General features: G+C 71.8%; 10 protein-coding genes. 3 read left to right on the top strand and 7 right to left on the bottom strand.

Annotated elements, in window-relative coordinates:
* Positions 1-85: 85 nt before the first annotated feature.
* The gene (locus tag AB0E14_RS33970; protein ID WP_362427296.1) at positions 86-922 is read left to right on the top strand and encodes a siderophore-interacting protein; all 837 of its coding nucleotides are present in this window, start codon (positions 86-88) and stop codon (positions 920-922) included.
* A gap of 319 nt (positions 923-1,241) precedes the next feature.
* On the opposite strand, the gene AB0E14_RS33975 is transcribed toward AB0E14_RS33970, so the two are convergent.
* Entirely contained in the window at positions 1,242-1,874 is a 633-nt protein-coding gene (locus AB0E14_RS33975) for a MerR family transcriptional regulator (RefSeq protein ID WP_362427299.1), read from the bottom strand.
* 189 nt (positions 1,875-2,063) lie between these two features.
* Between AB0E14_RS33975 and AB0E14_RS33980 the strand changes: the two genes are divergently transcribed.
* Together AB0E14_RS33980 and AB0E14_RS33985 are read left to right on the top strand one after the other, a co-directional pair.
* A complete protein-coding gene (locus AB0E14_RS33980; protein WP_362427328.1) occupies positions 2,064-2,948 on the top strand; it encodes a hypothetical protein in 885 nt (294 codons plus the stop codon).
* The gene (locus tag AB0E14_RS33985) at positions 2,945-3,412 is read left to right on the top strand and encodes an ABA4-like family protein (RefSeq protein ID WP_362427302.1); all 468 of its coding nucleotides are present in this window, start codon (positions 2,945-2,947) and stop codon (positions 3,410-3,412) included. Before AB0E14_RS33980 ends, AB0E14_RS33985 begins: the two co-directional genes overlap by 4 nt.
* 18 nt (positions 3,413-3,430) lie before the next feature.
* Here the strand turns inward: AB0E14_RS33985 and AB0E14_RS33990 are convergent, their stop codons facing one another.
* From AB0E14_RS33990 to tatA, 6 genes are all read right to left on the bottom strand, one after another.
* Entirely contained in the window at positions 3,431-4,576 is a 1,146-nt protein-coding gene (locus AB0E14_RS33990) for a winged helix DNA-binding domain-containing protein (RefSeq protein ID WP_362427305.1), read from the bottom strand.
* A gap of 18 nt (positions 4,577-4,594) precedes the next feature.
* Complete coding sequence (locus AB0E14_RS33995) at positions 4,595-5,983, bottom strand: cytochrome P450 (protein WP_362427308.1); 1,389 nt, start codon at positions 5,981-5,983, stop codon at positions 4,595-4,597.
* 214 nt (positions 5,984-6,197) lie between these two features.
* The gene (locus AB0E14_RS34000) at positions 6,198-9,026 is read right to left on the bottom strand and encodes a DEAD/DEAH box helicase (RefSeq protein WP_362427312.1); all 2,829 of its coding nucleotides are present in this window, start codon (positions 9,024-9,026) and stop codon (positions 6,198-6,200) included.
* A 117-nt stretch (positions 9,027-9,143) separates the two neighbouring features.
* Positions 9,144-10,043: a diacylglycerol kinase gene (locus AB0E14_RS34005; protein WP_362427315.1), complete on the bottom strand. Its 900-nt coding sequence runs from the start codon at positions 10,041-10,043 to the stop codon at positions 9,144-9,146.
* 43 nt (positions 10,044-10,086) lie between these two features.
* Positions 10,087-11,046 (bottom strand): twin-arginine translocase subunit TatC, encoded by a 960-nt coding sequence (tatC, locus tag AB0E14_RS34010; protein WP_362427318.1) that lies wholly within the window; start codon positions 11,044-11,046, stop codon positions 10,087-10,089.
* Positions 11,047-11,105: 59 nt separating this feature from the next.
* The gene (gene tatA / locus AB0E14_RS34015) at positions 11,106-11,387 is read right to left on the bottom strand and encodes a Sec-independent protein translocase subunit TatA (RefSeq protein ID WP_260230272.1); all 282 of its coding nucleotides are present in this window, start codon (positions 11,385-11,387) and stop codon (positions 11,106-11,108) included.
* Positions 11,388-11,722: the final 335 nt, after the last annotated feature.

Raw genomic sequence — 11,722 nt, forward strand, 5'->3', positions numbered from 1 at the left:
TCGCCCCTGGGCACTCTGGGCCGTCGCGCACCCGGGGTGCTAGCTTAGGTAAACCTAAGTTCGCGAGTCAGTCAGGGAGACCGTCGTGGCAGAGCAGCCGGCGCGCAAGGCACCGCAGGCCCATGAGGCACGGGTCGTGCGCACGGAGCGGATCACGCCCCACATGGTGCGGGTCGTGTTGGGCGGGGAGGGCCTCGACGCGTTCTCGGTCGGCGAGTACACCGACCACTACGTGAAGCTGCTCTTCGCGCCGGAGGGCGTGAGCTACCCGGAGCCGTTCGACATGGAGCGGATCCGGGCGGAGTACCCGCGCGAGCAGTGGCCCACGACGCGGACGTACACGGTCCGGAACTGGGACCCGGTCCACCGCGAGCTGACCGTCGACTTCGTGGTCCACGGCGACGAGGGCCTGGCCGGCCCCTGGGCGGCGCGCGCCCAGGCCGGCGAGACGATGCGCTTCCTGGGCCCTGGTGGCGGTTACGCCCCGGACACGGAGGCGGACTGGCACCTGCTGGTGGGCGACGAGAGCGCCCTGCCGGCCATCGCGGTGGCTCTGGAGCGGCTGCCGGAGGGTTCCACGGCACATGCCTTCGTGGAGGTCGCGGACGCGACCGAGGAGCAGAAGTTCGCGACCGCGGCGGGCATCGAGGTGACCTGGCTGCACCGCGGCGACCGCCCGACGGGCGAGGCGCTGCTCGACGCCGTGAAGGGCCTGGACTTCCCGGCGGGCGACGTCCACGCCTTTGTGCACGGCGAGGCGGGCTTCGTGAAGGAGCTCCGCCGCCACCTGCGCCTGGAGCGCGAGGTGCCGCGCGAGCGCCTGTCGATCTCGGGCTACTGGCGCCTGGGCAAGACGGACGAGGCCTGGCGCGCGATCAAGCGCGATTGGAACGACCAGGTCGAACGCGAACAGGAAAGCTGAGACGGGCGGGTCCGGGCCGGAGCGGTCGGTCCGGGCTGGACCGGGTCGGGGTTCGGGCAGGACCGTCGGGTCCGGCCCGGGCAGCCGGGCCGGGCCGGGGAGCCGGGCCGGGACGAGCAGCGCACGACCTCGCAGCCGGGCCGCGCAGCACAGCCGGGACGGGCAGCGCACGACCGCGCAGCCGGGCCGTGCAGCACAGTCGGGCCGCGCAGCGCCGGGCCCGGGACGGGCGGTCACCCAGGTGGGGCCGCCCTGCCGGCGGCCCCACCGGCCCCACCGGCACCCCCACCCCACCCCACCCCACACCTCCCCCACCGGCTCACCGCCCGGAGCCGAACACCTTCCCCGACGCGTCCACGTGCGCCATCCTCCGTAGCGCCGTGAAGATCGCGTCGCCGAGCACCGTGCCCACCACCACGCTCTCCACCAGCTCGTCCCGCTCCACATTGCGCGCGACGTACTCCAGGTCCGCCTCGGCCACCTGTTCCGCCGCCTCCGCGTACGTGTCGAGCACCTCCGCGAACCCCTCGTGGCCGACCTCCGTCAGCGCCGCGAGCGCGACCGCGAGCGCCTCAGCCGCCGCACTGCCCTCGTACGTGCGCCAGCCCCGCCGGTCGATCAGTTCGGCCACGGCCGCCCGCGCCTCGACGAGCCCCTCGGCCGACTCCTCGCCGTAGCGCGGCACCACCCGGTCGGCGGCCGCACCCAGCATCTTGTGGACCGGGCGGTCGCGGTCCTCTATCGCCTCGAGGACCTCACGGATCGCGGCGACCGACAGCCCGCCGATGTCCAGGAGCGCCCGGATCAGGCGCAGGCGACGCTCGTGCGTCTCGCCGTACGAAGCCTGGTTCGGGCTGGTCAACTCCCCGGCCGGAAGCAGCCCTTCCCGTACGTAGTACTTGATCGTGGGCACCGACACCCCGGTCCTGCGACTCAACTCTCCGATGCGCACCCTGCGTTCACCTTCCCGTTCTCGCTCCGGTCTTGCCGAGCGACCCACCCATCATAGATAGTGCCGCTATCAGATAGCGGCGAGTGCCACTATCCATAATTGTTGGGACAACCCACGGGGGTACCCATGTCCTCACCCTTTCCGCAGGTCCGCGAGCTGCATCGGCCGCTGGTCTGGTTCTCCGCGTCGATGGCGTCACTCGCGGTCGTCGCACTCGGCGGCCTGATATTCGACGACCGAGTCCTGCTCGGCGCCCCGATATGGGCCAAGCCGCTCAAGTTCGCGCTCTCGTTCGTCGCGTACTGCATGACGCTCGCCTGGATGCTCACCCTCCTCCCCCGTGCCCGCCGGCTCGGCTGGTGGGCGGGGACGGTGGTCGCCACCGCCGGTCTCGTCGAGATCGCGCTGATCACCCTGCAGGCGGTACGCGGCAGGCGGAGCCACTTCAACAACGAGACGCCCTTCGACGCCGCCGTCTTCCAGGCCATGGGTACCACGGTGGTCGTCCTGTGGCTGGCCGCCCTGGTCATCGCGGTCCTGCTGCTGCGCGCCCGGATCCTCGACCGCCCCACCGCCTGGGCCGTACGCCTCGGCTCCCTGATCGCCGTCGCGGGCGCGGCGATCGGCTTCCTCATGGTGACGCCCACTCCCGAGCAGCTGGCCGCAGGGGACGACCCGCCGATCGTCGGCGCGCACAGCGTCGGCGTCCCGGACGGCGGCCCGTCGATGGCCGTGACGGGCTGGTCCACGACCGGCGGCGATCTGCGCGTCGCCCACTTCTTCGGCATGCACGCCCTGCAGGTCATCCCGCTGCTGCTGCTCGTCCTGGTGACGCTCGCCCCGAGGTTCCCCCGGCTGCGCGATCCCCGCGTACGGCTGCGGTTGACGCTCGTGGCCTCGGGCACCTACGCGGCCGTCCTCGCCCTCCTGACCTGGCAGGCCCTGCGCGGCCGGCCGCTGCTCCACCCCGACGGCACGACACTCGCCGCCGCGGCCGCCATCGCCCTGCTCGGGCTCGCGGCGACCTGGACCGCTCTGCGCACCGCACCGACCACTCAGGAGTCCACCTCATGACCGGCTTCCTCTTCGAGCTCAGCTTCTTCCTCGCCGCGCCCGTGTGGCTGCTGATGATCTTCGCTCCGGCCTGGCGGGGCACCGAGCGTCTGGCGGCCTCCCCGCTGACCGTCGTCCCGATCCTGGCGGTCTACCTGGCGCTGGCGCTGCCGGCCTTCCCCGAGCTGTGGGCAGCGGTCACCGAGCCGGACCTGGACTCGTTCCGTGCGCTCACGGCCGGGGCCGAGGGGGCGGGCGCTGTCTGGGCCCAGATCATCGCCTGGGATCTGCTGATCGGTCAGTGGATGTACCGCGAGGCACGCGATCTCGGCCTCTCCCCCTGGCTGATGGGTCCCCTCCTGATCCTGACGGTTCTCCTGTCCCCCTTCGCCCTCCTCGTCTTCCTGGCCGTCCGGGCCGTCCGCACCGCCAGGACGCCGGCTCCCGACCGCACCGCGAGGAAGCCGGCTCCCGACCGCGCCTGAGAAGTCGGCCCGGGGAACTCACGCCCCGGGAAGCACCCGGACCTCACTGCCCGGGAGCTTGCTCCACCAGTGGTCGTAGCGGCGGTAGACCCGGGGCTCACGGTCGGCGAGGAAGGCCGTCAACGCCCGGGCCTCCTCGGCGAGTCCTTCCCAGGCCTCGTCCGGCAGGTCGTGGAAGGCGGTCGCCTCGATGCCCCCGTCGGTCGGCCGCCACACGCCTGCGACGTAGCCGTCGACCAGCAGGGTCGGCAGCACGTCTCCGTTCCTGCGGATCACCTCCGTGCGGTAGGCGGGCGGGATGATCCGCGAACGGTCGGCGTAGGCCAGCAGGGTGCTGTCCCACATCGCCATCAGCCGTGGCGGGGCGGGGGTGTCCTCGTCCGGGCGGGACGCGCCCGGAAGGTCGAACAACTCCTCGCCGTCCGGGCCCTCCCCTCTGTCGAGTTCGTCCGTCAGCGTCGCGAGCACCTTTCTCACACGGGCCCGTTGGACCAGCGCGAACTGCGCCATGTCCGGTGCGGACGCGGGCCCGAAGCCCTCCAGATAGCGCAGGAGGAGCCTCCGCAGGGCGGCGTCGGACGTCTCCGGCGCGGCCGGGCTTGGCGGGTCGGGGGGCGCCACGTACCAGGGGCGCTCCCCGAAGGACCACGGTCGCGCGGTGGGCGCGTGCACCAGGGGCGTGTAGTGCCGAAGCGCCCACCACGCGCCGGACTTCGGCGCGGCCCCCGCCCGTTCCTGGATCCAGGCCTCGTACTCCGCGCCCGTCCGGGGCCTGTCGGCGAAGGCCAGCAGCTCGGGGACGAGCCGGTCCGCGTCCTCGGCGGTCAGGCCCGACGCGGTGAAGCGCCGGTCGCCGACCCTGGCCGCCCTGAGCAGCGGGTCCAGGGCCTCGCGGAACGTACGGAAGTCGTCGACGTGGACGGCGTGCAGGGTGACCCGCATGAGCGTCGACTTGACGACCGTCCCCCGGGCGAAGGCCTCGTCCAGCTCCGCGGGGTCGAAGCCGACGGTCCGGTTCCACAGCGCGAGGTACGGGGAGGCCGGCTGCTGGGCCTGCAGCGCGACCGCCTTCCGTACCGCTTCGGCGGCGCCGAGCCTCTCTCGCCGCAGCAGCGACTGCCGGGTCAGCGTGGACCGGTTGAGCCCCCGCGCACTGATCTTCATACCGGCATCGTCCCCATCTCACGGGCGGGCGCGGACCGTGGCGAGGACGTCCCGGTCGGGCTGGAGGGTCAGGCTCGGCACCGGGCGTATCTCCCCCGCCCCGAGGTCCAGGTCGAGCCGGAACCGGCGGGCGAGCACGGCGAGGATCAGGACGGCCTCGACCATCGCGAACCGGGTGCCGAGGCAGGCCCGGGGCCCGCCGCCGAAGGGGAACCAGGCGTACTCCGGTATCTCCTCGGCGGGCTCGCCCTCCACCGCGCCCCAGCGCTCCGGGCGGAACTCCTCCGGCTCGGCGAACCAGCGCCCGTCCCGGTGGGTGGCCCACTGGCTGGACCACACCCGCGTGCCGGCCGGGATCGCCCGCCCGCCCAGGGTCGCGCCGTCCCGGGCGACACCGGTCAGGAGCCAGATCGTCGGGTAGAGCCGGAGCGTCTCCTTCACCACGGCCTGGGTGTACGGCAGCCGGGCGTAGTCCTCGAACCCCGGCTCGCGGTCGCCGAGGACCCGGTCGAGCTCCTCGCCGAGCGCGTCCCGCACACGGGGGTTGCGAGAGAGCAGCTGCCACGCCCAGACGAGGGTGGAGCTGGTGGTCTCGTGTCCACCGATGTACAGCGTCACGGTCTCGTCGCGGATCTCCTGGTCCGAGAGGTGCGCGCCGGTCTCGTCCTGGGCGGCGAGGAGCCGGCTCAGCAGATCGGGCCGCTCGGTGTCGCCGCCGCGATGGCGGGCGACGACACGGCCGACCTCCGCGTCGATGACGGCCGCGGCCCGCTTGATGCGGGCCCGGCCGGGCGTGGGCACCCAGTCGGGCAACAGGGCGCCGATCCCGCTGAATTCGGCGCCGATCTCCTTCTGCGCCACGTCCATGGCCCGGCCGATGGCCTCGGCGTCGGCCGCGGTGTCGACACCGAAGATGGTGCGGACGGCGATCAGCTGGGTCAGCGTCGCCATCTCCTTCTTGATGTCGATCCGCTCCCCGTCGCTCCACCGGTCGGCCAGGGCGATGGCGCACTCGGCCATCGTGGCGGCGTAGGACCGTACCTGCTTGGGCCGGACCGACGGCTGCACGAGCGAGCGCTTGCGCCGCCATTCGGCGCCCTTGGCGACGACCACGCCGTTCCCCATCACGGTGCGGAACGCGATGCCGAGGTCGGGCTGGTCGAAGGTGTGCTCCACCTCGGTGAGGAGTTCACCGATGGCGTCGGGGTGGGCGATGAAGAGCGCGGGCCCCGGCCCGAAGCGCCAGCTGACGAAGTCTCCGCGCTCGCGCAGCCGCTCGAAGAACGCGAGCGGGTCCTTGCCGAACTCCGGCAGGTTCCCCAGGAGCGGAACGCCCCGTGGCCCCGGCACGATCTTCTGTCCGTCGGCCGTCTCGTCGACGGCGGCCGAACCGGCTTGCGTGGTCACGTGCGTCCCCTCCCAGCGGTGTTGCCCGGTGTGATGCGGTGTCGACATCCATGGAATCGGAGACGTCCGACACTCCGCCACCCCTGTGGACAACCCCCTGTGGACAACGCCCGCGAGACCAGGACAACCCGCCCGCACCCCACACGACCGAAGGGGGCCCGCGGCGCGCCTTCCGGCGTCAACCACGGGCCCCCAAAGGTTACTTGAGGACGCGTCAGCCCACCGAGCTGTACGCGACCACACCCCTCAGCAGCGATTCGACGGCCTTGCGGGCGTTCTTGGCGACCGTGCTGTTCTCCTTGGGCGCGGCGGCCGCGATCTGCCCGAGGACGTCGATGACCTGCTTGCACCAGCGCACGAAGTCACCGGCGGGCATCTCGGCCTCCCGCAGGACCTCGTCGAGCCCCTTGTCGGAGGCCCACTGGTAGGCGGCCCAGGCGAAGCCCAGGTCCGGTTCCCGCTGGCCGACACCCTCCGCCTGGTTGATCTTGAACTCTTCCTCCAGGGCGTCGAGCCGCCCCCAGATCCGCACCATTTCACCGAGCGCGGCCTTGGCGTTCCCGGTGGGCAGCTTCGGCGCCACGGCGTCGTCGGACTGCCGGGCCTCGAAGACCAACGCCGAGACGCACGCCGCCAGTTCGGCCGGAGTCAGGCCCTCCCAGACCCGGTCGCGCAGGCACTCGCTGGCCAGCAGGTCGAGTTCGCCGTAGAGCCGGGCGAGCCGCTTGCCGTTGTCGGTGACGTCGTCGCCGCGCAGATAGTCGAGCTCGGTGAGGAGCGCGACGATCCGGTCGAAGGTACGGGCGATGGTGTTCGTCCGGCCTTCGATGCGCCGCTCCAGCTGCCGCGTGTCCCGCTGCAGCCGGTGGTAGCGCTCGGCCCAGCGGGCGTGGTCCTCGCGCTCGTCGCAGCCGTGGCAGGGGTGGGCCCGCAGCTCGGTGCGGAGCCGGTTGATCTCGCGGTCGTCGGCCGCTGTGGAACGCTGCTTGCGCTGGCGGTCGGGGTTCAGGTGCCCGGCCTTGCTCCGCAGCGCGGAGGCGAGGTCCCGACGCGACTGCGGCGAGCGGAGGTTGAAGGACTTGGGGATCCTCAGCCGCTCCATCGCCTCCACGGGGACCGGGAAGTCGATCGACGCGAGCCGCTTGACCTGACGCTCCGCGGTGAGCACGAGCGGGCGCGGCCCGTCGTGGTGCTCGAAGCCGCGGTGGCCGTTGGTCCGGCCGGCCGGAATGCCCGGGTCCAGGACGAGGGCGAGCCCGGCGAACTTGCCCGTGGGCACGTGGATGACGTCACCCGGCTTCAGCTTCTCCAGAGACGCGGCGGCCGCCGCACGGCGCTGCGCGGCGCCCTGCTTGGCCAGTTCGGTCTCACGGTCCTTGAGGTCGCGGCGCAGTCGCGCGTACTCCTCGAAGTCTCCGAGGTGGCAGGTCATGCCCTCGCGGTAGCCCTCGAGGCCCTCCTCGTTCTTCTGGACCTGGCGCGAGATGCCGACGACCGACCGGTCCGCCTGGAACTGCGCGAACGAGGTCTCCAGGAGCTCGCGCGAACGGTGGCGACCGAACTGGTCGACGAGGTTGACCGCCATGTTGTACGAGGGCTTGAAGCTGGAGCGGAGCGGGTAGGTGCGGGTGCCCGCGAGGCCGGCGAGGTGGCCGGGGTCGAGGCCCCGCTGCCACAGGACGACGGCGTGCCCCTCGACGTCGATGCCGCGCCGCCCCGCGCGGCCGGTGAGCTGGGTGTACTCGCCGGGGGTGATGTCGGCGTGCTGCTCGCCGTTCCACTTGACGAGCTTCTCCAGGATCACGGACCTGGCGGGCATGTTGATGCCCAGCGCGAGGGTCTCGGTCGCGAAGACGGCCTTCACCAGGCCGCGGACGAACAGCTCCTCGACGACCTCCTTGAAGGTCGGCAGCATGCCGGCGTGGTGGGCGGCGATGCCGCGCTCCAGGCCTTCCAGCCACTCGTAGTACCCGAGGACGTGCAGGTCCTCGGAGGGGATCGCGGCGGTGCGCTCCTCGACGATCTCGCGGACGCGCTGCCGCGCCTCGTCGTTGTTGAGCCGCAGCCCGGCGTAGAGGCACTGCTGGACGGCGGCCTCGCAGCCGGCCCGGCTGAAGATGAAGGTGATGGCGGGCAGGAGCCCCTCGGCGTCGAGACGTTCGATGACCTCGGGCCGCCCGGGCGTCCAGATGCGGGAGCGCTGACGGCGCTCGCGCTCCCGGTCGGCCTCGCGGATCATCTTGCCGCGCCGCCGCTCACGCGGGTTGTACGTACGTGAGTTCTCCGTGCGGGCCAGGCGCAGCAGGTCGGGGTTGACCTCGCGGCGGGACGCGCCACGGCCGCCGTGGTCGGTCTCCTCCTCGAAGAGGTCGTACATCCGGCGCCCGGCCAGGACGTGCTGCCAGAGCGGCACGGGACGGCTCTCGGAGACGATGACCTCGGTGTCGCCCCGCACGGTGTCGAGCCAGTCGCCGAACTCCTCCGCGTTGGAGACCGTCGCGGAGAGTGAGACGAGCGTCACCGACTCGGGGAGGTGGATGATCACTTCCTCCCAGACGGCGCCGCGGAACCGGTCGGAGAGGTAGTGCACCTCGTCCATGACCACGTATCCGAGGCCACTGAGCGCCTGCGACCCGGCGTACAGCATGTTGCGGAGGACCTCGGTGGTCATGACGATGACCGGGGCGTCTCCGTTGACACTGTTGTCACCGGTGAGGAGGCCGACCTTGTCGGCGCCGTACCGCTTCACGAGGTCGGCGTACTTCTGGTTCGACAGCGCCTTGATCGGTGTCGTGTAGAAGCACTTGCGCCCCTGGAGCAGGGCGAGGTGGACGGCGAACTCGCCGACGATGGTCTTGCCGGAGCCCGTGGGCGCGGCGACGAGCACGCCCTTGCCCTCTTCGAGGGCCTTGCACGCCTCGATCTGGAAGGGGTCCAGACCGAACTCGTACATCTCGCGGAAGGGGGCCAGCGCCGTCGCCTGCTCGGCGTTGCGGGCGCGAGCAGCTGCGTACGCTTCGGCTGGTGTGAGGTCCTCTGTCATCTTGCTGTCGAGCCTACCCGCCACCTCTGACAGTGACGCGATCTTTAATGAGGGAGCACGGACAGGGGCGGGAAGGGACCTCGGGTCAGGGCCTGAAGGACCGCCGATCCGGGCTCCTCACGGGCTCGGCGGCGCCAGGACGCGCAGCGCGCCCGGTACGCATGTGGCGGTGAGCGGCAGCGGCCCGAGCGGCTCGCCGTCGGCGTACCCCGTGATGCCGGGGGCGTCCAGGGTGATCGAGCGGACACGGTGGACGGTGACGGCCGGGTGGTCGAGGTGGGTGCCGCGGTAGACCCGGGGGAAGACCTTGATCAGTGTCGTGCGGCTGCACTCCCCGACGACGGTGACGTCGAAGAGGCCGTCGTCCATGCGGGCGTCGGCGCAGATCCGCATTCCACCCCCGTACGACGTCCCGTTGCCGACGGCCACCAGGGTCGCCGCGATCTCCCGCTCCGTGCCGTCGTCGAGGCCGAGGCGGAACGGGACCGGCCGGAACGCGGCCAGCTCGGCGATCATCGCCAGGTCGTACTTGAACCGTCCGACGGGCAGCCGCATGCGGTTGCCGCGGTCGTTGACGCGCGAGTCGAAGCCGGCGGCGAGGACAGTGCCGAACCAGCGGTCGCCGACCCTGCCGAGATCGATGTCGCGCCCGACGCCGCCCTTGAGCAGCTCGGCGGCGAGCCGCCCGGCGGCCGACGGCGCGCGGACGGGCAGGCCCAGGGACCGGGCGAAGTCGTTGCCGGTGCCGACCGCCACCACCCCGAGCGGGGTGCGGGTGCCCGCGAGGGCCTGCAGCGCGAGCGAGACCATTCCGTCCCCGCCGACGGCGATCAGTGCGCCGGTGCCGCTCGCGACGGCCTCACGGGCGCGCCGCAGGGCGTCCTCCGCGTCGGCGCCGAGGACCGTACGGACGGAGAATCCGGCGTCCCTGAGGGCGCGGGCGGCCGGTTGGGCGGCGTGCGCGCCCCGGCCGCGTCCCGCGGTGGGATTGACGAAGAGGGTGATCTCGCTGGTCATGGGTGTCCCCCCGGACGGAGTCTGGGGGGAGGACCCTACAAGATCAGGTGACGTCGTCGTAACTGCCGGGCTTGAGTGCCCTGCCGCCGTCGGCCTCGCCTCCGGACTGCTCGGGCAGCGCGCGGGCCGCGCCGACGGGCTCGACGGCTCCGACGGCCTGGGGCGCGAGGTCGAGGCTGGAGGCCTCGTCGTCGTCCAGCTCGGCGTCCGGGTTGTTGCGGGCCCGGCGTCGGTCGTTGAGCATCGAGATGCCGACCGCGATGAAGTAGAGGACGATGATCGGCCCGGAGAGGGCGATCATGCCGAAGGGGTCGGTCGACGGGGTGGCGACCGCACCGAAGACGAAGACACCCATGATCACGCCGCGCCACCAGCCGGCCATGCGCCTGCCGGTCACGACTCCGGCGATGTTGAGCATGATCAGGAGCAGGGGCAGTTCGAAGGCGAGCCCGAAGACGAGCACCATGCGCGTGGTGAAGTCGAGGATGTCGTCGAGCGAGACGAAGTTCGAGGCGACATCGGGCGTGATGCTGATCAGCACCTTCACGCTGACCGGCATGATCAGGTACGCGACGTAGGCGCCGGCGGCGAAGAGCGGCACGGCGACGGCCGCGAAGTAGTACGTGTACCGCTTCTCACTCTTGTGCAGGCCGGGCGCGACGAACGCCCACAGCTGGTACAGCCAGACCGGGGAGGCGGCGATCACACCGGCCAGCATGATCACCTTCACCGTGGAGGTGAAGGGGGACAGCACGGTCTGGTACGCGATGACGACGCAGCGCCCGCCGGTGTTGTCGGCGATCGAGGTGCCCGGCGGGCACTTCGGGACGGGCGAGGAGAGGAAGTCCATCAGCTGCTGGCTGAAGAACGCGGCCACGACCGAGGTCACGATGACCGCGAGCATCGCCTTGGCGACGCGGTTGCGCAGCTCGCGCAGATGCTCCACGAGTGGCATCCGCCCCTCGGGGTCCTTCTCCTTCTTCGTGCGGGCAGGCTTGAGCAACCCACGTCCTCATCTCGTGCGGCAGGCCGGTGTACGGCGGCCTTGGGGGTCGAACGGGGTCAGCGCTGCGTGGTGTCCGAGGGCTCGGTCACGGGGCGGGCGGAGGTGACGTCGCCGGGCGCGGCCTTGATGGTGCGCTGCGCGGCGGGCTGCTCGGCCGGCGGGTCGGCGGGGGCGGGCTGCTGGCCACCCTCGGTCTTCATCGCCTTGGCCTCGCTCTTCAGGATGCGCGCCGACTTGCCGAGGGAACGGGCCATCTCGGGGAGCTTCTTGGCGCCGAAGAGGAGCACGATGACAAGGAGGATCAGGCTGATCTCGAGGGGACCGATCTGACGGAACATAAGCGTGGTCTACCTTCTCATCGAGGCGGCTGGGATGGGGCTTGTGGTCGCCGCCCGGACTGGTGCCCGAACCCCGACCGTCAGCGATCGTAACGCGCACGAGTAAACGCAGGGCAATCCCCGTGCGTACACCCGTTTGCGGCCCGCACCTCTTGATCAGGGCCGCGCTCACGAGCGTACCCCGCGCCGCTCCGCACGAGGAGAGCGCTACCGGCCTCCCCTCGGGGCCCGGGGCACGGGCTAGGGCCTGTCCGGTGGATCAGGGCCGGACAGGCCGCGGCGTCTGGTGCGGTGCATCGCAAGGCGCCGGAGCGTCTCGATAGCGGAGCTATCGG

Origin of the sequence: Streptomyces sp. NPDC047981 (assembly GCF_040653315.1) — a bacterium.
In the GTDB taxonomy this organism is placed as follows: domain Bacteria; phylum Actinomycetota; class Actinomycetes; order Streptomycetales; family Streptomycetaceae; genus Streptomyces.

Coding starts and splice junctions, on each gene's coding strand:
- AB0E14_RS33980 (WP_362427328.1), top strand. CDS start 2,064: ATGGCGTCACTCGCGGTCGTCGCACTCGGCGGCCTGATATTCGACGAC.
- AB0E14_RS33985 (WP_362427302.1), top strand. CDS start 2,945: ATGACCGGCTTCCTCTTCGAGCTCAGCTTCTTCCTCGCCGCGCCCGTG.
- AB0E14_RS33990 (WP_362427305.1), bottom strand. CDS start 4,576: ATGAAGATCAGTGCGCGGGGGCTCAACCGGTCCACGCTGACCCGGCAG.
- AB0E14_RS34000 (WP_362427312.1), bottom strand. CDS start 9,026: ATGACAGAGGACCTCACACCAGCCGAAGCGTACGCAGCTGCTCGCGCC.
- AB0E14_RS34005 (WP_362427315.1), bottom strand. CDS start 10,043: ATGACCAGCGAGATCACCCTCTTCGTCAATCCCACCGCGGGACGCGGC.
- tatA (WP_260230272.1), bottom strand. CDS start 11,387: ATGTTCCGTCAGATCGGTCCCCTCGAGATCAGCCTGATCCTCCTTGTC.